Annotated in this window: 18 protein-coding genes; 3 read left to right on the top strand and 15 right to left on the bottom strand. The window is 63.4% G+C overall.

Annotation, left to right across the window (positions count from 1 at the left end):
- Position 1: 1 nt before the first annotated feature.
- Complete coding sequence (locus FJ953_RS09065) at positions 2 to 1,120, top strand: mandelate racemase/muconate lactonizing enzyme family protein (protein ID WP_140498411.1); 1,119 nt, start codon at positions 2 to 4, stop codon at positions 1,118 to 1,120.
- Positions 1,121 to 1,158: 38 nt separating this feature from the next.
- On the opposite strand, the gene FJ953_RS09060 is transcribed toward FJ953_RS09065, so the two are convergent.
- From FJ953_RS09060 to FJ953_RS09000, 13 genes are all read right to left on the bottom strand, one after another.
- A complete protein-coding gene (locus tag FJ953_RS09060) occupies positions 1,159 to 2,052 on the bottom strand; it encodes a carbohydrate ABC transporter permease (RefSeq protein ID WP_140498410.1) in 894 nt (297 codons plus the stop codon).
- Position 2,053: 1 nt separating this feature from the next.
- Positions 2,054 to 2,992, bottom strand: coding sequence for a sugar ABC transporter permease (locus tag FJ953_RS09055; protein ID WP_140498409.1), 939 nt, complete (start codon positions 2,990 to 2,992; stop codon positions 2,054 to 2,056).
- Positions 2,993 to 3,098: 106 nt separating this feature from the next.
- On the bottom strand, positions 3,099 to 4,424 hold the full coding sequence (locus FJ953_RS09050; protein WP_140498408.1) for an ABC transporter substrate-binding protein: 1,326 nt from the start codon (positions 4,422 to 4,424) through the stop codon (positions 3,099 to 3,101).
- A 38-nt stretch (positions 4,425 to 4,462) separates the two neighbouring features.
- Positions 4,463 to 5,545 carry a sn-glycerol-3-phosphate ABC transporter ATP-binding protein UgpC gene (ugpC, locus tag FJ953_RS09045; RefSeq protein WP_140524817.1) on the bottom strand — a complete coding sequence of 361 codons (1,083 nt, stop codon included), beginning with the start codon at positions 5,543 to 5,545 and terminating at the stop codon, positions 4,463 to 4,465.
- A gap of 230 nt (positions 5,546 to 5,775) precedes the next feature.
- Positions 5,776 to 6,753, bottom strand: a complete 978-nt coding sequence (locus tag FJ953_RS09040) for a branched-chain amino acid ABC transporter permease (RefSeq protein WP_140623995.1) — start codon at positions 6,751 to 6,753, stop codon at positions 5,776 to 5,778.
- Position 6,754: 1 nt separating this feature from the next.
- Complete coding sequence (locus tag FJ953_RS09035; RefSeq protein ID WP_140514993.1) at positions 6,755 to 7,642, bottom strand: branched-chain amino acid ABC transporter permease; 888 nt, start codon at positions 7,640 to 7,642, stop codon at positions 6,755 to 6,757.
- 7 nt (positions 7,643 to 7,649) lie between these two features.
- Positions 7,650 to 8,354 (bottom strand): ABC transporter ATP-binding protein, encoded by a 705-nt coding sequence (locus FJ953_RS09030; protein WP_140498404.1) that lies wholly within the window; start codon positions 8,352 to 8,354, stop codon positions 7,650 to 7,652.
- Positions 8,347 to 9,147 carry an ABC transporter ATP-binding protein gene (locus tag FJ953_RS09025; protein WP_181167435.1) on the bottom strand — a complete coding sequence of 267 codons (801 nt, stop codon included), beginning with the start codon at positions 9,145 to 9,147 and terminating at the stop codon, positions 8,347 to 8,349. Before FJ953_RS09025 ends, FJ953_RS09030 begins: the two co-directional genes overlap by 8 nt.
- Complete coding sequence (locus FJ953_RS09020; RefSeq protein WP_140514995.1) at positions 9,144 to 10,352, bottom strand: ABC transporter substrate-binding protein; 1,209 nt, start codon at positions 10,350 to 10,352, stop codon at positions 9,144 to 9,146. Before FJ953_RS09020 ends, FJ953_RS09025 begins: the two co-directional genes overlap by 4 nt.
- 238 nt (positions 10,353 to 10,590) lie before the next feature.
- On the bottom strand, positions 10,591 to 11,700 hold the full coding sequence (locus FJ953_RS09015) for an ABC transporter ATP-binding protein (RefSeq protein ID WP_140498401.1): 1,110 nt from the start codon (positions 11,698 to 11,700) through the stop codon (positions 10,591 to 10,593).
- 13 nt (positions 11,701 to 11,713) lie between these two features.
- Positions 11,714 to 13,924, bottom strand: coding sequence for an iron ABC transporter permease (locus FJ953_RS09010; protein WP_224646887.1), 2,211 nt, complete (start codon positions 13,922 to 13,924; stop codon positions 11,714 to 11,716).
- Between the two features lie 78 nt (positions 13,925 to 14,002).
- A complete protein-coding gene (locus FJ953_RS09005; RefSeq protein WP_140498400.1) occupies positions 14,003 to 15,049 on the bottom strand; it encodes an ABC transporter substrate-binding protein in 1,047 nt (348 codons plus the stop codon).
- 35 nt (positions 15,050 to 15,084) lie between these two features.
- Complete coding sequence (locus tag FJ953_RS09000) at positions 15,085 to 15,885, bottom strand: inositol monophosphatase family protein (protein WP_181168461.1); 801 nt, start codon at positions 15,883 to 15,885, stop codon at positions 15,085 to 15,087.
- Between the two features lie 236 nt (positions 15,886 to 16,121).
- On the opposite strand from FJ953_RS09000, the gene FJ953_RS08995 reads away from it, so the two are divergent.
- Complete coding sequence (locus tag FJ953_RS08995; protein ID WP_140498399.1) at positions 16,122 to 17,147, top strand: substrate-binding domain-containing protein; 1,026 nt, start codon at positions 16,122 to 16,124, stop codon at positions 17,145 to 17,147.
- 41 nt (positions 17,148 to 17,188) lie between these two features.
- On the opposite strand, the gene FJ953_RS08990 is transcribed toward FJ953_RS08995, so the two are convergent.
- Both FJ953_RS08990 and FJ953_RS08985 read right to left on the bottom strand, forming a co-directional pair.
- Positions 17,189 to 18,520, bottom strand: a complete 1,332-nt coding sequence (locus FJ953_RS08990) for an aspartate aminotransferase family protein (RefSeq protein ID WP_140498398.1) — start codon at positions 18,518 to 18,520, stop codon at positions 17,189 to 17,191.
- Entirely contained in the window at positions 18,517 to 19,401 is an 885-nt protein-coding gene (locus tag FJ953_RS08985) for a MurR/RpiR family transcriptional regulator (RefSeq protein ID WP_140498397.1), read from the bottom strand. Before FJ953_RS08985 ends, FJ953_RS08990 begins: the two co-directional genes overlap by 4 nt.
- Before the next feature lie 107 nt (positions 19,402 to 19,508).
- Here FJ953_RS08985 and FJ953_RS08980 point away from each other — a divergent pair, with 107 nt between their 5' ends.
- Complete coding sequence (locus FJ953_RS08980) at positions 19,509 to 20,738, top strand: ABC transporter substrate-binding protein (RefSeq protein WP_140498396.1); 1,230 nt, start codon at positions 19,509 to 19,511, stop codon at positions 20,736 to 20,738.
- The last annotated feature ends 3 nt before the right edge of the window (positions 20,739 to 20,741 follow it).

Here is a 20,741-nt window from a genome sequence, read left to right as displayed (position 1 = left end):
GATGAAAATCGCCTCCGTCCGCCCGTTTATTCTCCATCTTCCACTCACCTCGGACTCCATTTCGGACTCGACCCACAGCATCACCCATTGGGGTGTCGTAGGTACGAAGATCGTCACCACGGACGGGCTGGAAGGTTATGGCTTCACCGGCACGCATGCCCATCTGGCCGCCGACCGGCTGATAACGTCCTGCATCGGCGAGTGTTACGCGCCGCTTCTGGTAGGCGAAGACGCCTCGGATCATCAGCGTCTATGGACCAGGCTTGCGCGCCATCCTTCGCTTCAATGGGTCGGTCGGGCCGGCATCACGCATCTGGCGCTGGCCGCAATCGATATCGCGTTGTGGGATATGAAGGCGAAACGGGCGGGCCTGCCGCTGTGGAGTTATCTCGGCGGCGCGCGCACCGATGCCCTGGAGGCCTACAATACCGATATCGGCTGGATTTCGTTCGATCTGGACACGTTGCTGCGCGGCTCCGCGAAAGCCGTCGAGGAGGATGGATTCACACGCATCAAGATCAAGGTCGGCCATGACGACCCAAATGTCGACGTCGAGCGCCTGGCGGCTGTGCGCAAACGTGTCGGACCAAGGATCCGGATCGCAATCGACGGCAACGGCAAGTGGGATCTTCCGACCTGCCAGCGGTTCTGCGCGCTGGCGCGCGACCTCGATATCTACTGGTTCGAGGAGCCGCTCTGGTATGACGATGTCGCCAGCCACGCCACGCTCGCGCGCAATACATCGATCCCGATCGCGCTCGGCGAGCAGCTCTACACGATCGACGCGTTCCGCTCCTTTGTCGATGCAGGAGCCGTCGCCTACGTCCAGCCGGACGTCACGCGGCTCGGAGGAATAACCGAATACATCCAGGTCGCGGACCTGGCACTGGCGCATCGGCTTCCCGTCGTTCCGCATGCAGGGGAGATGAGCCAGGTGCATGTGCATCTGAGCTACTGGCATCCTGCATCGACGATCCTCGAATACATCCCCTGGATCAAGGATCACTTCGAGGAGCCGATCCGCGTCGAAGGCGGCATCTACAAACGGCCCGAACGGGCCGGTGCGAGCACGACCGTCCTGGCCGAAAGCTTTGCCCGCTACGGCAAAAGCCTGGGCTAGGGCATTCCAGGAAAAGCGCCCGCGGCATCGGGGCGGCGCTATTCCTTCACCGCGCCGGTCATCGAGGAGACATAGTGCTCGACGAAGAACGAATAAAGCACGACGACCGGCAGGGATCCGATCAGCGCGCCCGCCATCAGGGCACCCCACTCATAGACGTCGGAGCGGACGAGTTCGGTGAGCACCCCGACCGGCACGGTCTTGTTTTCGGACGACTGGATGAACGTCAAGGCATAGATGAACTCGTTCCATGACAGGGTGAATGCGAATATGCCCGCCGAGATCAGGCCTGGCACCGACAGGGGCAGCACGATCTTGCTCAGGATCTGCCAGCGGCTTGCCCCGTCTATGAGCGCACATTCTTCCAGTTCGAACGGGATGGAGCGGAAGTAACCCATCAGCAGCCAGGTGCAGAAGGGGATCAGGAAGGTCGGGTAGGTGAGGATGAGCGCGAAGGGTGTGTCGTAAAGCCCGAGGTTGAACACCATCACCGACAAGGGGATGAACAGTATCGAGGGCGGCACGAGATAGGCGAGGAACACCGCGAGGCCGACCTGCCGTGCCCCGGAGAACCGCAGCCGCTCGATCGCATAGGCCGCGAAAACCGACGCCACCAGCGACAGGAAAGTGGCGGCGGTCGAAATGATGATCGTGTTGAGCAGCCAGCCCGGATAGGACGTCTCGAAGAGAAGATAGCGGATGTGCTCCAATGTCGGATGCACGACCCAGAGCGGGTTGAAATTGGCATAGTCGGTCATTTCGACATTGGGCTTAACCGCTGTGATCGTCATCCAGTAGAACGGGAACAAGAGCACGATGACGAACACGAGCAGGGGGAGATAGACCGTCACCACACGGCGCGGCACGCTCTGCAAATAGCCCATGCCGCCTTCGTCGAGCTGCGGCTGTTTTGTCTTCCTGGTGGCAGCCATGTCAGTCTCCGCCCCCCTGCTGCCATTTGCGGCGCTGCAAGCCGAAATAACTGAACAGGATCGCGGCAAGGAGGAATGGGATCATGGCGACCGCGATCGCGGCGCCCTCGCCGAGCTGGCCGCCCGAAATGCCGCGCTGGAACGACAGCGTCGCCATCAGATGGGTGGCATTTACCGGTCCGCCGCGGGTCAGCACATAGATCAGCTGGAAATCCGTGAAGGTGAACAGCACCGAGAACGTCATCGTGATCGCGATGATGGGGGTGAGCAGCGGCAGCGTCACATGGCGAAACAATTGCCAGCGGCTGGCGCCGTCGAGCGTGGCGGCCTCGTAAAGCGATTGGGGGATTGTCTGCAAGCCGGCAAGCAGCGTGATGGCTACGAAAGGGATGCCGCGCCAGACATTGGCCGCGATCACCGAAGCACGCGCGTTCTCCGGATCGCCGAGGAAATTGATGCGATGGTCGATCAGCCCCATCTGCTGGAGTGCCCAGGACAGGATCGAGAACTGCGAATCGTAAATCCACCAGAAGGCGATGGCCGACAGCACCGTCGGCACCACCCACGGCAACAGGACAATCGCGCGGAAGAACGATTTGAAGGGAAGGTTCTGGTTGAGGATGAGCGCCAGCCAGAGGCCGAGCGCGAATTTCAGGATCGAGGCGCTGACGGTGTAGAGCAGGGTGTTGAAGACGGAGAGCCAGAAGACGGCGTCGCTCCACAGATATTCATAGTTCTCGATGCCGATGAAGATGCCGGGACGGCCGATGCGGGCATCGGTGAAGCCGAGCCAGACGCCGAGCCCAAGCGGATAGGTCAGGAAGACAAGCAGCAATGCCGCCGCCGGCAGCATGAAGCCGAAGCCAAGCGCGTTCCTGCTCTCGGCCAGGCGCGACAGCATCGAGGAACGCGGCTGAGCGGCGACGGACGGCACGGCCATGGGGCGGGCTCCCTGCAAGGGTCTCGTTGATCGGCCTGGCGGCCGCCCTGCGCTTCCGGAGGGTCGGATAGCGCGGGGCAGAGCCGCCAGGCTCAGCTGGCATGGATCAAACGCGATAATACCGGTTTGCGCGCTTCTCCGCCTCTTCCATTGCCTCCTGGGGCGTGGCCTGCCCCGTGACGGCCTTGGCGAACATGTCGACCAGGACATAGTCGGCCATGGTCGCCGCCGAGGCATAGCCGAGCGGCCCGGCATAGCCGTTGGGCCGCAGCGTCGCCGAAGCCTTGGCGTAAGCGGCATTGTTCGGATCGGCTGTCCACACCGGATTGTTGTCGAACGCCTTGAGCGTCTGGCAGCAGTAGCCCGCCGAGGAGGTGATCCAATCTGGCATTTGCGGGTCCTCGAACATGAATTGCAGATAGGCTTTGGCCGCGTTGGGGTAGGGCGTGTAGTCGAAGATGACGGCTGTGGTCACCTGGAACAGTTCGACGGATTTGCCGACAGGACCGATCGGCAGGTTGGTGGTGCGTATGTCTTTGGCCATTTCCGCCAGCTTCGGATCATTGTCCTTGTTGATCTTGGCCGTGTTGTAGGCGGAAATGCCATTGGCGATCACACTGAGTTCGCCGGCCAGGAAGGCGCGATTGTTGTTGACGTCGAGCCAGCTTTCGGTGCCTGGAATAAAAGTCTTGTAGAGTTCCTGCGCGTATTCGATCGCCTTGAGGGTCTCGGGGCTGTTGATCGTCACCTTGCCGCTCTCGTCGACCATCTGGCCGCCATGGCTCCACAGCAGCCAGTGCGCGTAGTTGTTGCCGTCGCCGACACCATGGCCGTGCGTGAAGCCGGCCGGATGCCCCTTCGCCTGCAGGGCCTTGCAAAGTTCGAGGAAGCCTTTCGTGTCCTTGGGGAACTCCGAAAAGCCGGCCTCTTTCACCCAGCTTTCCCGATAGACGATGGCATTTCCGATGGTGGCGAGCGGCAGGCCGATGAATTTGCCTTCCCGGGTCGCATATTGCTTTGGTCCGTCGTGCCAGCCGCCGTATTTCGAGCCCAGATACTCGCCCAGTTCCGTCACGTCGTGCAGCTTGTCGGGATACTGATGCGGGTCGTCGAACCAGACGAACATCAGATCCGGACCTGAACCGACATTGGCGGCGACCGCTGCCTTGGGGCGAATGTCTTCCCAGCTTTCCTTGTCGACACGTACCTCCACGCCCGTCGCTTCGGTGAACCGCTTGGTGTTTTTCAGCCACTGGTCCTCGTCGCCCTGCACGAAAGGCGACCAGCGCAGCAGCCTGAGCTTCGCACCGTCCTCCGGCTTGTACTTCAGCCCCTCCTGGGCGAATGCCGGGGAGCCGGCGAAGCGGCTTCCCAAAACGCCGGCAGCAGCGCCGGCCGTCGTGCGGATCACGTCACGTCTGGTGAATTTCATGCTCGTTCCTCCTGTTTGTTTCTCTTGCCCTTTGGTCTCTACAGCTTGCTGCGCGTTTGAAGCCGCTGCCCGGTTTCGCCGTGGAAGAGATGAATGAGCCCGGGTTCGGCGGTGAGCCGGATGGTTTCGCCCGGCGTGAAGGAATGACGTTCCCGAAAGTTGGCCACGATCTCTTCACCGCCGGCTGTCCGGCCGATGAGCTGTACCTCCGACCCGGTCGGCTCGATCACCGCGATGGTGACCGCAATGCCCTGATCGGACAGCCGCAAATGCTCGGGCCGTATGCCCAGCACCACCGGCTCGCCGCCTTTGACGGACGATGCTGCGTCCAACGGCACGGAAATTCCGCCCGCGCCCCGAAAGGACGGCGACCCGTTCGTCGCGATTTCGCCCCGCAGCAAATTCATGGCGGGCGAGCCGATGAAACTGGCGACGAAGAGATTGTCCGGCCTGTCGTAGAGTTCCAGCGGCGGCCCGATCTGCTCGACGATGCCGTCATGCATGACCACGATCTTGTCCGCCATGGTCATGGCTTCGATCTGGTCGTGGGTAACATAGACCGTCGTGGTTTTCAGGCGCTGGTGCAGTTCCTTGATCTCGGCGCGCATCTGCACCCTGAGCTTGGCGTCAAGATTGGACAGCGGTTCGTCGAACAGGAAAACCGCCGGATCGCGCACGATCGCCCGCCCCATGGCAACCCGCTGGCGCTGTCCGCCGGAAAGCTGGCGGGGATAGCGCGCCAACAGCGGCACCAGCCCCAGAATTTCCGCAGCGCGCTGAACACCGGCGCCGCTCTCAGCCTTCGAAACGCCCTTGAGCATGAGCGAGAATGCCATGTTCTCGGCGACGGTCATATGCGGGTAGAGCGCATAGTTCTGGAAGACCATAGCGACGTCGCGTTCCTTCGGCGCAACGTTGTTGACGACACGTTCGCCAATCGCAATCTCGCCCCGCGAAATCTTTTCCAGGCCCGCGATCATCCTGAGCAGGGTTGATTTCCCGCAACCCGACGGCCCGACCAGCGTGACGAATTCGCCATCGTCGATGTTCACGCTGACGCCGTGCAGAACCTCGACGGTCCCGAATGATTTGTGAACCTCGCTAATCGCGACAGACGCCATCGATCCTCCTCCCGAACGATTCCCGCGACGTCTCTTCGAAGGAACCGCTGACCTCTCCCGGCGACGGCCCTCCAACCTTCATGTGGTCACGCGATACGGAGACGGTAGCGCTACCAAACCTGCCTGTAAAGCAGGCGCTTCGATAAACATCCAGGCTGCATTCCCGGTTGCTCACTGGACTGCCCACCACATGGCTGGAGACAGCAGGGAGATCGGCCACGGGATGAATATCAACCACTTGCACCGTCCGCCGGCCTGGGCAACCGCGCATGGAATTCGCCGACGATGCCGCGCCGGAAGACGAGCACGCAGACCATGAATATCAGGCCGGTGGCGATGGTCACCGGAAAGCCTGAGGTGGCGAGTGTGTTTTCAAGGCCGACGACGAAGCCGGCGCCGACGACCGGCCCGACCATGGTACCGATGCCGCCAAGCAGCGACATCAGGATCACCTCGCCCGACATCTGCCATGTCACGTCGGTGAGCGTCGCGAACTGGAACACGATTGCCTTGACCGCGCCGGCAAGCCCCGCAAGTGCGGCCGACATGACGAAAGCGGCGAGCTTATACCTGGCGACGGAATAGCCGAGCGAGATGGCGCGGTTCTCGTTCTCGCGGATCGAGCGCAGGATCATGCCGAAGGGCGAGTTGACGATCCGCCAAATGGCGAAGACGCCGATCAGGAAGATGGCCAGCACGACATAGTACATGTTGACCGTGGCGTTCAAATCGATGATGCCGAAGAGGTTGCCGCGCGGAACGCCCTGGATGCCGTCCTCGCCTTGCGTGAACGGTGCCTGCACGCAGAAGAAGAAGAACATCTGCGCCAGCGCCAGCGTGATCATGGCGAAATAGATGCCTTGCCGGCGGATAGCGAAGAAGCCCATGACCAGCCCGAGCAGGCCCGCGCCGGCGGTACCCAGCAGAATGCCTGCCTCTGGCGGCCAGCCCCATACCTTGACGGCATGCGCGCAGAAATAGGCGGCGCCACCGAAGAAGGTCGCGTGGCCGAAGGACAACAGGCCGGTGTAGCCGAGCAACAGGTTGAAGGCGCAGGCAAACAGCGCAAAGCACAGCATCTTCATAAGGAAGAACGGGTAGACGAAGAACGGCGCGGCGATGAGCGCCAATACCGCCAGCGCCACCAGCGCGCGTTCCAGCCGCACGGAGGCCGCGGCGCGCTTTTCGTGAAGCGTCAGCTCGCTCATCTCAGGCGTCCCTTCCGAACAGGCCGGCCGGCCGCAGTAGAAGCACGATCGCCATGATGACGAAGACGACAAGGTTCGACGCCTCGGGATAGAACACCTTGGTTAGGCCCTCGGCGAGGCCGAGCATGTAGCCGGTGACGATGGCGCCCAGGATCGAGCCCATGCCGCCGACCACGACGACGGCGAAGACGACGATGATCAGATCCGACCCCATCAGCGGACTGACCTGGTAGACGGGAGCCGCTAGGATCCCGGCAAGACCGGCAAGTGCCGCACCCAGTCCATAGGTGAGTGTCAAAAGCAGTGGCACGTTGACGCCGAAAGCCTGGACCAGTTCTGGATTTTCGGTCGCGGCGCGCAGATAGGAGCCAAGCCTGGTCTTCTCGATCAAAAGCCATGTGCCCAGGCAGACGAGAAGCGATGCCAGCACCACCCAGCCGCGATAGTTGGGCAGGAACATGAAGCCGAGATTGGTGCCGCCCGCAAGTAGCGCCGGCACCGCATAGGGATTTCCCGAGACGCCGTAATAATAACGGAAGACGCCCTCGATGACCAAGGCCAGGCCGAAAGTGAAGAGCAGGCCGTAGAGAGGGTCGAGCTGGTAGAGCCGCGAGAGCGCTGCACGCTCGACCGCAATGCCGAACAGCCCGACGGCGAGCGGCACCAGGATCAGCGCCGGCCAATAGCCGATGCCGAGATGGACAAGCAGCAGATAACCGATGAAGGCGCCCAGCATGTAGAGCGCGCCGTGGGCGAAATTGATGATGCGCAGCAGGCCGAAGATGACGGCGAGGCCAAGGCTCAGCATCGCATAGAAGGAACCGTTGATCAGCCCGACCAGCAACTGCCCGAGAAAGGCCTGGATGGGGATGCCGAAGATCATCGTCATGGCGCGATCATACTCCGAGCACCTCGTGAAGTTGAGCGTCGTGGGCGGCCAGTTCGCCGACCGGAAACCCGCTCAGCACCTTGCCGTGCTCCATCAGGTAGAAGCGGTCGGCAATGCGGGCGGCGAAACGGAAATTCTGCTCCACGAGCAGGATCGTCATGCCGCGCTTTTTCAACGTCGCAAGCAATTCGCCGATGCGCTGGACGATGACCGGCGCCAGGCCTTCGGTCGGCTCGTCGAGGAGCAGCATCCGGACACCCGTCCTCAGGATGCGGGCGATCGCCAGCATCTGCTGCTCGCCGCCGGATAGCCTGGTGCCCGGGCTGTTGCGGCGCTCCTTCAGGTTGGGAAAGAGCTCGAAGATCTCCTCGACGCTCATGCCGCCCTTGGCCACCACCGGCGGCAGGATCAGGTTCTCGTCGACTGTCAGCGTGGCGAAAATGCCGCGCTCCTCGGGAACGAAACCGATGCCTTGGTGGGCGACACGGTGCAAGGGCAGGCCGATCAAGTCGTTGCTGTTGAAGACGACACTGCCGGTGCGCTTGCGGATCAGCCCCATGATGGCGCGCAGCGTCGTGGTCTTGCCGACGCCGTTGCGGCCAAGCAGCGTCACAGTTTCGCCGCGGAACACATCGAGGTCGACGCCGTGCAGCGCGTGGCCCTCGCCGTACCAGGCATGGAGATCGCGCACGGCAAGCAGCGGCTCACTCATGCTCGGTTCCCATATAGGCTATCCGGACGCGTTCATCCTGGCTGACCGTCGGATAGTCGCCCGCGGCGAGCACCTTGCCGCGCTGCATCACGGTGATCCAGTCGCAAAGATCGGCAACGACGGTCAGATTGTGCTCCACCATGAGCACGGCCCGATCGCGGGCCAAGGCGCGGATGATCCCGGAGATCATGCTGACATCCTCGTGCCCCATGCCGGCCATCGGCTCGTCGAGCAGCAGCACCTTTGGATCGAGCGCCAGCGTGGTGGCGATCTCGAGCACGCGCTTGCGGCCATAGGAGAGATCGCCGGCGAGCCGGTGCGCCGCGTCGTCGAGGCCGACCGTGCCGAGAAGCTCGCGCGCCCGCGGCGTCAGTTGGTCGAGCGCCGAAAGCGGGCGCCAGAACTGGAAACCCAGCCCGCCTGGCCGCTGCAGCGCGACGCGCACATTGTCGAGCACGCTCAGATGCGGAAAGATCGCCGATATCTGGAACGAGCGCACGAGGCCCATCCGCGCCACCTTGGCCGGCGGTGTCCGGGTTATGTCGGTGCCGAGCAGTTCAATCGTGCCGCTGGTCGGCTGCAGGAACTTGGTCAAAAGATTGAAGATCGTGGTCTTGCCGGCGCCGTTGGGTCCGATCAAGGCGTGAATCCTGCCGTGATGAACGTCGAGATCGACATCCTTCACCGCAACGAACCCGGCGAAGTCGCGCCTGAGGCCGCGGGCGGAAAGCACCACCCGCGGCACGGCTCCATCGCCGTCAGGCCTGACGGCCGCGGCGGTTGCCGTCGTCACTTGCTGACGAGCGGGCAGCCGCTATCCGTGGCCTTCATGAAGGCCTGGTCGCCCGGAATGGTTGCAAGATAGGTGTAGTAGTCCCAATCCTTCTTGCTCTCCTCGGGCTTCTTGACCTGATAGAGGTACATGTCGTGCACCATGGAGCCGTCGGCCTGCACCTTGCCGTTGGCGGTAAAGACGTCATTGACCGGCATCGAATGCATTTCCTTGGCCACCGCTTCGGTTTCGTCGGTGCCGGCCTTGTCGATGGCCTTGAGATACTGCGACACCGCCGAATACGTCCCGGCCTGGATCATGTTCGGCATCCTGCCGGTGCGTTTGAAGAAGCGGTTGGCGAACTCGCGGCTCTTGTCGTCGCGATCCCAGTAAAAGCCTTCGGTCAGCACGACGCCCTGGGCCGCCTGCAAGCCAAGGCCATGCACTTCGGCCAGCGTGAACAGAAGTGCCGCGAGCCGCTGGCCGCCAGCGACGATGCCGAATTCGGCCGCCTGCTTGATCGAGTTGGAAGTGTCGAGACCGGCATTGGCAAGGCCAACGATTTTGGCGCCGGAGGATTGCGCCTGCAGCAGGAAGGATGAGTAGTCGGTCGAGCCGAGCGGATAGCGCACTTCACCAAGCACCTTGCCGCCGCGATCCTTGACGAGCTTGGCGGTCTGCTCCTCGAGCGAATAGCCGAAGGCGTAGTCGACGGTGATGAAATACCAGCTGTCGCCGCCTTGCTGCACCAGGGCACCGCCTGTGCCGACGGCCTGGGAATGGGTGTCGTAGGCCCAATGGAAACCATAGGGCGAGCACTGCTTACCGGTCAGGTCGGTCGCAGCCGCGCCGGTGACGATGTCGATCTTCTTCTTTTCCTTGGAAAGTCCCTGCACGGCGAGCGCCACCGAGGAGGTGGTCAGTTCCATTATGGCATCGACCTGCTCGGTGTCGTACCACTGGCGCGCTATGTTGGAGGCGATGTCCGGCTTGTTCTGGTGGTCGGCGCTGATGACCTCGATAGGCGCATTCTGGACCTTGCCGCCGAAATCCTCGACAGCCATCTTGGCCGCCTCGACGGACCATTTGCCGCCGAAATCGGCATAGACACCCGACTGGTCGTTGAGGATGCCGATCTTGACCTTGCCGTCGGAAATTTCGGCTGCCGCCGCTGGCATCGCGGTACCCACAAGCAGCGCGGCTGAGATGAGATAGGATGCTTTCACTGGTATTTCCTCCCTTGTGGCCACTGTCGAAAACGCCCATTGCGGCCCTGTGACGGCTTCGAGTGTACCGTCTGGTCCCGCGTGAAGAATACGTCCTGTGCTCGCCACAGTTCCAAAGTGCCCGGACACATGGTCACAAGCGCACATTCGGAATGCACAGAGATTCGTAACATCGACATGGAACGTCGAGAACCACTATTTTCGTATCAGGCGCACCGGTAGCGGTGTCCGCTGCTGGCTAGGACTTGTCGCGCGCTATCAGCACGATCTTTGCCGGATCGAAATCGACCGCGACGACGCTGCCTTCCGGCAGGGCGGGTGTGACGACCGGCGACGTCGCAAACAGCTCGACCGCCGGATCGTTTATCGCGACGCGGTATTCCATGTGGTCGCCGAGATAAGAACTCTTGACCACGCGCCCTCTCATCCCGCCGGCTGCCGGCTGGCCGGCGACGAGGCGCACGGCATTCGGCCGGACGGCCAGCACCGCCGGCCCCGCCGCGATGCCGCGATGCCGCATGTCGAGCCGCAGCGGCCCGACCTTTACCTCGGCATTCGTCCCATTGCTGGCGAGAACCTCGACATCGAGCAGGTTGGCGTCGCCCATAAAATCGGCGATGAAAGAGTTCCTGGGTTCGTTGTAGAGGTCGCGCGGGGTTCCGTCCTGGGCGACGCGGGCAGCGTTCATGACGATGATGCGATCGGACACGGCCAGCGCCTCCTCCTGGTCATGCGTCACATAGACCACGGTCAGCGCGAGGTCCTGCTGAAGACCGCGGATCTCATCGCGCACGCGCCGGCGCAGCTTGGCATCGAGATTGGACAGCGGCTCGTCGAACAAAAGCACCTTCGGCTCCAGCACGATGGCGCGCGCCACGGCCACGCGCTGCTGCTGGCCGCCCGAAAGTTCGCTCGGCTGGCGCTTCTCGTAGCCGGACAGGCCGACCTGTGCCAGCTTCTCGGCGGCGCGCCCTGCGGCCTCAACCTTGCCGAGCCCCGTCGCCCGCAGGCCGTAGCCGACATTTTCCATGACGTTCATGTGCGGGAACAGCGCATAGGACTGGAAGACCATGCTGACGTCGCGCTCTGCGGCTGACAGCAAGGTGACGTCCTTGCCGTCGATTACGATGCGCCCGTGGCTTGCGTGCTCCAGCCCGGCAATCAGCCTGAGCGTCGTCGTCTTGCCGCAGCCGGAGGGTCCAAGCAGCGTCACCAGGCTGGCCGGTGCGATGTCGAAGCTGACATTGTCGACGGCAGTGACGGCGCCGTATTTCTTGGTGACGCCCTCGAAGCGCACTGCCGGTCTGTCGACCACGCCGGGGGCAGCGTTCTTCGCCGTTTGATCCATACGCATCTCCCGATCAGATTGGTGCCACGACGGCTTGCGCTTCGGCCCGGCGCCGGCCGAGCCGGCGTTCCCCGACCAGCAGCTGGATGCCGATCAGAATGATCATCATGACGACGATCAGCACCGCCGAATAGACGATGGCGATCCCGTATTCGCCGACATCGGCTCGCCCGACAATATAGACGGTGGCGAGATTGAAGCGGCCGGTCGCCAGGAAGATGACGGCGCTGACCGCTGTGACCGCACGCACGAAACTGTAGATCATCGCGGTCACGATAGCCGGCTTCAGGATCGGCAGGATCACCCGCCGCAAGGTGGCGAAGGAACGCGCCCCCAGTGTCAGCGATGCCTCGTCCAGGCTCTTGTCGATCTGCCCAAGATTGGCGAGGCCCGCACGGATCGCAACCGGCATGTTGCGGAAGATGAACGAGATGACGATGATCAGTCCGGTGCCGGTCAGTTGCACCGGCGGCACGTTGAAGGCGAGGATATAGCTGACGCCGACGACCGTGCCGGGAATGGCAAAGCTCATCATGGCGAGGAATTCGAACATCGTGCGCCCGGCGAAATGCTGCCGGTCGAGCAGATAGGCGGTCAGGATGCCGAGCGCGGCGGTGAACGGCATCGCCACCAGCGCAAGGCCGATGGTCATCAGCAGCGACGGCCAGGCCGACCCGCTCAGGAACCAGCCATTGACGCCTTTCTCGACGGAGAAAGCGGTGAGGAAATATTCGAGCGTCGGCGTGTTGTCGCGGCCGATCGATTGCACGAAGCCGCCGCCCAGGATGATGCCATAGACCACGACGGTCAGAAGCAGCCAGGGAACGACGGCGGCGTAGCAGCCGATGCGCAAGCCCTTGGGCAGCGTGGCCGGCACACCGCCATCGCCCTTGCCCGCGACGGTGACGTAGCTGCGGCTGCCGATCCAGCGGCGCTGGATGACGAAAGCGGCGAGCGTGAATCCCAGAAGCACGATCGCCAGCACCGCCGCACGGCCTTGATCATGCGCAGCGCCCACCACCGCAAAGAAGATGTCCGTCGACAGCACGTTGAAGTTGCCGCCCAGCACCAGCGGGTTGGCAAAGTCGGCCATGCTCTCGATGAACGAGATCAGGAAGGCGCTGGCCAGCCCCGGGCGGATCAGCGGCCAGGTGATTGTGCTGAAAGTGCGCCAACGGCTGGCGCGCAAGGTCTGCGAGGCCTCCTCCATGCTCGGGCTGACGCCCTGCAGCACGCCGGCCAGGACCAGGAAAGCGATCGGCGTGAAGGCCAGCACTTGCGCGATGGTGATGCCGGCCATGCCGTAGATCCAGCGGCTGCGCGGAATACCGAGATGTTCGGACAAAAGATTGGTGACGATGCCGGCCCGGCCGAACAACAGGATCAGCGCCAGGCCGATGACGAAAGGGGGCGTGATGATCGGCAGGATGGAGAGGCCGCGCAGCAGCCATTTGGCAGGCAGCCTGGTGCGCAACGCAATCAGCGCCAGCGCCAGGCCTAGCGCCGTGCAGAAGAATCCGACCAGCACCGCGATCGCCACCGTATTCCACGCCACGCCGCAGGAACCGTCGCCGTAGAGGCAGCGCAGGCTCCAGATGTTGGCACTGAACAGCTTTTCGGCAAACAGAGCCGGCACGATATTGCCGTCATTGTCCTCGATGGCGGAAGCGAGGATCGACAACAGCGGATAAGCCACGAACAGGATCAGCGAAGCGATCACGATCAGCAGCGAGCCGACGACAAAACGGTCGCCCTTGCACCAGCCACGCGCGGCCAGCGCCTCGGCGATGAACATCAGCATCGCCAGCGCGTACAGCACCGCACCCCAGCCGAGCCCCGGCTGCACCGGTCCCGGCGTACTGGCGAGATGCCCGAGCCAGGCAAATCCCCAACCCGAATGGATGATGGAAAAACCCTCGACCGCTAGCCAGGCGAGGCCGGCTGCGCCCGCCACCGCCAGGGCGGGGAGGTTCCGGCGCGCGACGAGCCAGCTTGCCAGAAGAAGTGGCAGGATTAAGGGAAGCAGCCACAGCCGGCCGTTCAGCGACAGCAGGATGGCTGGTGCCGCCTCCGCCGGACGCGCCAGCCAGTCAAAGGAAAGCAAGCCGCCTTCGACTTTGTACCATGGCAGCACAATGAAGCTCGCCCATGCCAGCGCCAGCCATCCGGCGGCACTGCGCCCCGGGAGGTCATTGGCCATGGGATAGGGCGAAGCCCGTGCCATTCGACATCTTCCTTCGGTATGGTCGGGGTTGCGCCGGCTGCCCCGCAGGCAGCCGGCGGATCGGCCGTACGGACCAGATCAGCCGCCGTTGCGGACCTCATCGGTGAACTTCTTCAACAGCCGCTTGCGCTCCGCTGACGATCCGTATTTGGCGAAGTCGTAGTCGATCAGCTTGATCTTGCTGAGGTCCGGCGCCTCGGGCGGCACCGGGGTGCCGGTGTTCGACGGGATCTGGTAGCTGCCGTTCGGAGCCGCCAGTTTCTGCGCGTCTGGCGTCAGCGCCCAGTCGTAGAATTTCCGCGCCTCGTCGATGTGCTTGGCCCCGGCAACAATGCTCATCGACCCGATCTCGAAACCGGTGCCTTCACAGGGCGAGACCACCTTGACGGCCGGGTTCTGCTTGGCGGCGTTGATGACGTCGTGCTGGAAGGAAATGCCGACCAGCGTCTCGCCCTTGCCCACGGCGAGCGCGGGTGCGGCGCCCGCCTTGGTGTATTCGGCGATGTTCTTGTTGAGCTGCTTGAGATAGTCGAAAGCCTTGTCCTCGCCCATCAGTTGCACGATTGTCGCCAGCATCGTCCAGGCGGTACCCGAGGAATTGGGGTCGGCCATCTCGATCTCGCCCTGGAAATCGGGCTTGACCAGATCCGCCCAGCAGGCCGGCGCCGTCAGGCCGCGCTGTTTCAGGTCTTCCTCGTTGTAGCCGTAGCCAAGCGCGCCGAGATAGATGCCGACGGTGCGGTTCTTGGCGCGTTCAGCCTGCCTCAAAGCCCAGTCGCGCAGGTTCGCCAGCTGCGGCGACTTGTATTCCTGGGTGAGACCTTCTTCCGCCGCCTGAAGATGCGGGTCGCCGGTGCCGCCCCACCAGATGTCGGCTTGCGGATTGTCCTTCTCGGCCCGCAGGCGCGCATAGATCTCGCCGGCGCTCATGCGGGTCATGTCGACGCTGACGCCGGTTTCCTTCTGGTAGGTCGTGGCCATGGCCCGGCACCAGGCTTCGTCGACGCCGCAATACATCACGAGGTTGCGATCCGCCGCATGGGCGCCGCCGGCCAGACCGAAAATGGCCAGCACCGCAAGGCCAAGCCACGTCCTGCCTTGCCTGCGATCAAATGGACCTTTCATCGATAATTCCTCCCTTTCATGCTCTCTGGAATTGGTTATTCGTCGTCGAGCGGCACTCCGATCACCTGGGACAATCTCGCCGCCACACCCGGCGCCGCAGCAAGCACCGGATTGCCCTTCGCCATGCCGTCGCCGTCGAGAAAGCGGTTGACGCGCCCGCCGGCTTCCTCGACCAGCAGCAATCCGGCCAGGCAGTCCCATGCATTGATATGAAGCTCGGCATAGGCATCCGAGCGGCCGTCGGCCACATAGGCAAGGCCGAGCGCCCCCGAACCGGAGCGGCGCACATTGGCGCCCAGCGACCAGACCAGGGCCACCTTGTCCAGATAGTCGCGGTTGGGAATCCGCGGCGACCAGCCGAACTCCACGGAGGCGCGGTCGAAGGCCTGGGTGCGCGAAACATGGATCGCCGCGCCGTTGCGCGTCGCACCGTGCCCGCGGCGGGCAAAATAGACCTCCCCGATGGCCGGATTGGCGATGCCGCCGATCTCGCTGCGGCCGTCCTGGACGAAGGCGATCGAAACGCAGAAATGCGGAATGCCGCGCATGAAATTCGCCGTACCGTCGATCGGGTCGACGACCCACATGCGATCAGAGCCGCCGCTGCCACCGGTTTCCTCGCCCAAAAACCCGTCCTCGGGAAAGGCCGCGGCCAACGTCGTGCGGATGTGATGCTCGACCTTCCCGTCGGTCTCGGTCAGGAAATCCTGCGGGCCCTTCATCTCCACAGGCTGCGCGGCGTCGATTTGGCTGTAGCCCTGCATCGCCATGTTTCCCGATGACAAGAGCAGTTGCCGGCAAACATCGGCGCGCCTGTCGAGTTCGGCTTCGGACATCCGGCTCGGTTTCGGCCGCACCGCCACGCTGTTCATGCTGTCCGTCCAGGCGATGGCAGCTTCGATGCGGTCCGCGAAGAAATGGACAAGGTAGCCTCCGGCGCCGGCTTCATGCACGGCTGTGCAAAGCTGTTTCATTTACGCATGTGTGTCAAGGCCGGCGGTGACACCTGTGACTGGCTTGCGCTATGCTGCACGTGCGTGCAACGAATCGGCGAACGCCAGTGGGAGTGTGCATGACGACGCCAAGAGGCCGTATTGGCTTTTCCAGTGCCCAGCAGGTCGCGGAGCTTGCCGGCGTTTCGCGCTCGGCCGTGTCGCGCACCTTTACGCCCGGCGCCAGCGTTTCGGAAGAAACCCGGGAGCGGGTGCTGCTGGCGGCCGAGCAGCTCGGCTATCACGTCAACCATCTGGCGCGCGGCCTGATGCGGGCATCGACGGGCATCGTCTGCCTTGTCGTCGCCGATGGCGACACGCCCTATCAGGCTCGTATCCTGCGGGCGCTGACACAGCATTTGAGGGATGCCGGCAAAGTGGCCATGGTATTCAACACGTCGGGCCCCAGCCACCATGTCGACCAGGCGCTGCGCAACACGCTGAACTACCGTGCCGATGCGACGATCGTGCTGTCCGGCACGCCGCCGCAGGAGCTGATCCGAACCTGCCTCGAGAACGGGCAGCGCCTGATCCTGATCAATCGCGACGACCGGTTCGACGGACCGCATAACATCGGCGTGGACAACGCCGCCGCCGCCGAGGCGGCACTTCACGCCTTTCTTCGTGCCGGTTGCACCAGGCCTGCCCTGGTGACGTCGGCAGCCGGCACGCCCAGTCTGGTGGCGCGCGAGACGGCCTTTCTTGCCGCAGCGCGCAAGGAAGGACTGGAGGTGATCCAGTGGCGCGAGGGCCGCACGGGTTATGCGACCGGGGCAGAAGGCGCAAGGCGCCTGCTTTCGGGCCGGCAGCGACCGGATGCGGCATTCTGCGTGACCGACCTGATCGCCTGCGGTTTTCTGGACGCGGCGCGCCACGAGTTCGGCGTCGACGTCCCGCGCGATCTCTGCGTCGCCGGCTTCGACGACATCGAGCAGGCTGACTGGGCTTCCTACCGGCTGACGACCTTTGCGCCGCCGATTGAGGAGATCGCCACGCACGCCGTGCGACTGGCCGCCGGTTCGCGCGAGGAAGCAGGCGCCGGCAGTCGCCTGACCTGCCACGCGCCGATGGTCTGGCGCGGCACTGTGAGGCCAGGTCGGGGCTGATGCCGATTGGACCAGAGTCCGGTCGGTGAGCGTCTCATGCGCTAGATCGCAATGCTGCCGATCGCGGCATCGACGGCGTCGCCCAAACGGTCGACGATAATATCGACCGTGCCGTCGTCGACGATGAATGGCGGTGCAAGCAGGACGTGATCGCCAGCCCGCCCATCGACGGTGCCGCCCATCGGATAAACCATCAACCCCCGTTGCATCGCTTCAGATTTTATCCGGGCATGGACCTTCAGGCGTGGATCGAACGGGGCCTTGGCCGAGCGATCCGCGACGAGCTCGATGCCCTGGAAAAGGCCGCGCCCGCGAATGTCCCCGACATGGTGATGGTTGCCGAAGCGCTCACGCAGCCGCCGTTCGAGCGTGGTGCCTCGCGCCGCGACATTGGCAAGCAGACCATCACGCTCGATAACCCGCTGGACGGCGAGGCCGGCCCCACAGGCGAGCGGATGGCCGATATAGGTGTGACCGTGCTGGAAGTCGCTGCCTTGCGAAAAGGCATCGAATATCCGCTCGGACGCCAGCACCGCGCCGAGCGGGGCGTAGCCGCCGCCGAGTCCTTTGGCGACCACCATGATGTCGGGAGCGACGCCCTCCTGCTCGCAGGCATGCAGTGTTCCGGTGCGACCCATGCCGCACATGACTTCGTCGAGGATGAGCAGCACGCCGTGGCGATCGCAAATCTCGCGGATGCGCCTGAAATAACCGGGTGCGGGTGGCACGGCGCCGAGAGTCGCTCCAACCACGGTCTCTGCGACAAAAGCAATGACCGTTTCCGGCCCGAGTTCCTGCAGCTTCGTTTCAAGCGCATCGGCGGCCCGCAGGCCGTAGGCCTCGCTGCCTTCATCCGGCCGCTGATGCCGATAGGCATAGCATGGTTCGATATGATGGTTTTCGATCAGCATGGGCTCGAACGGCGCCTTGCGCCAGGCGTTGCCTCCCACCGAAAGCGCGCCCAGCGTATTGCCGTGATAGCTCTGCTGACGGGCCACGAAGCGGCGGCGCTGCGGCTCGCCGCGCTCGACGAAATATTGCCGCGCCATCTTCAGGGCGGTCTCGATGCCTTCCGATCCGCCGGAGACGAAATAGACGTGATGAAGATCGCCCGGCGCGTGAGCGGCAAGTTCGTCCGCCAGTTCCTCCGCCGGCCGGGTGGTGAAGAAACTGCTATGCGCATAGGCGAGCCGGTCGAGTTCGGCATGCATCGCGGCAAGAACAGCCGGATGCTGATGGCCAAGGCATGAGACGGCCGCGCCGCCCGAGGCGTCGATATAGCGGCGTCCCTTGCTGTCGATGACGGTGACGCCATCGCCGCCGACGGCAACGGGATAATCGTGGTGGATCTGGCGATGGAGGATATGCGTCATGACCGTTGCCTGGTTTCGTAGATATGGGTGGAAAGGGTGTCGAACTGACGTTCGACGTCGCGCATGGCGGCCAGCGCGCGATCGCCGGCGGCGGCCGCCAGGATCGCGGCCAGCGTTTCGGCGATGGCAAAGGCCGGTGCCATCGTGTGGAAAAAGGACGGGCTCTCGGTCGGCACGATGATGACGGCGCCCGCCCGGTTGACGAGCGGCGAGACCACGCTGTCGGTAATCGCCACGATTTCGAGCGCGCGGCTGCGTGCATAATCGACGAGTTCGACGGCGGCGCGCGTATAGGGCTTGACGCTGATCGCCAAAAGCACGTCGCCCGCTCCCGCTTCCCACAAAGGATCAGGTCCGGTTCCGCCGACGCCGTCAAGCAGACGCACCGCGCCGCCGGCGAGGCCATAGACGTAGGCGAAATGGCAGGCGACGGGGTAGCTCGACCGATAGCCCAGCGCATAGATGCGCTTGGCGCCTGCCAGCACCGAGGCTGCCCGGGTCACCGCCTCCAGCGTCGCCGGATCGCAAAGCTTCGCCATATGGCGCTCGAGCGTTTCGGCCAGCTCGAAGGCCAGCGCGCCGTCTCCTCCGCGCTTGCGCCGCGCCATCAATGCTTCGGCCTTGCCCAAGAACTCCTTGTCGCCGCGGCGAAGTTGCTCGGCGTAGAGGTCGCGCAGGCTATCGTAGCCGTCGAAGCCCATGCGCTGGGCAAGCCGCGTCATCGATGCCGGGGTCACCCCGGCGCGCTGCGCCTGGACGCGCATCGACAGGAGGGCAACGTCACGCGGATTGTCGAGCACCCATTGCGCCGCCGCGCGAAGCTGGCGCGGCATCGTCTCGAAACTCTCGAGCAGGCGCGAGCGGAAGGCGGGTTCCAACATGGCGCGAATTTACGCCGGCCGTTGACGAGCTGCAATGAATATTTCAATCTGCCAGAAATGAGCGTAGTGTTTCATTCAATCAGAAAACAAGAACAGGGGAAATTCGCATGAAACAGACCATATCCAGTCATTTGGGAGCGCTGGCGGCACTCGCGCTGGCTTCCTTGCCGTTCGCAGCCGCACCGGCTCTGGCCGAGGATCCAATCGCGCTAGGCTGGGTGGGGCCGCTGTCGCCGCCCGGCAACTATTCCGGCGGCCAGGAAATGCAATGGGCGGTGCAGCTCGGTGTTGACGAGGTCAACAAGGCCGGCGGCGTGCTCGGCCGTCAGCTGAAGGTGAGTTACGAGGACACCAAAGGGCAGCCGGCCGACGGCAGCGCGGCAGCGGTTCGACTCATCACCAAGGACAACGTCGCCGCGATCTTCGGCGAATTCCATTCTTCGGTCGCCCTCGCAGAAATCGAGGAGGCGCACAAATACGGCGTCGCCTGGGTCGGTACAGACGTATGGGCGGATGCCATCACGGCCAAGCAGTATCCGGAAGTCTATCGTCTCGCTCCGGCCAACTCGCTCGTTTACGTTAAGGCAGCCGACTGGACGGTCGAGCAAGGTTTCAAGAACATCGCCATCATCGCCGAAAACACGGACTTCGGCCAGGGCGGGGCCAAGGTCATCGCCGATGAGCTGAAGGCCAAGAACGTCCCCTATACGCTGGCGACGATCGACCTCAATCAGCAGGATTTCACGCCCGCGCTGCTGCGGCTGATGAATCAGAGCCCGAGGCCCGATGCGATCCAGATGGTGATCGCCGGACAGGCGCAGTATCAACTCGTCAAGCAGGCCTGCCAGCTCGGCCTCGCACCGACTGCCGAAACGGCCCTCATCGGCTCCTCGGGTCTGCTGCAGAAGGAAGTGTGGGAAGTCGACGGCGAATGCGCCAACAATCTTCTCATCGTCAACGTCGCGCAGCCCAAGTCGCAATGGAACGACAAGGCCAAAGCATTCGTGAAGGCGTTCACCGAACGCTACAATAGGGCACCGACCGGCGTGGCCATGGAGGCCTATGACACGTTCGGTGTCGTCGTCGAAGCGATCAAGAAGGCAGGCTCGGCTGACCGCGCGGCGATCGTGAAGGCACTGGAAGAGATCAAATATGAAGGGGTGAACGCCACCTACACCTTCCCGACCACCAAATCTCCCGACTGGGCTTTCCATCAGTTCGTCGACGTGCCGTTCACGATCATCCAATACACGGCCGTGAACCAGGCGCCGGAGGATGCTGCGATCGTCTATCCGAAGAAGTGGGCCACCACCGACAAGGTCATGCCCGGCAAATGAACG

Source organism: Mesorhizobium sp. B2-3-6 (genome assembly GCF_006442305.1).
Classification (GTDB): domain Bacteria; phylum Pseudomonadota; class Alphaproteobacteria; order Rhizobiales; family Rhizobiaceae; genus Mesorhizobium.
This window is presented reverse-complemented; position numbering and strand designations above follow the sequence as displayed.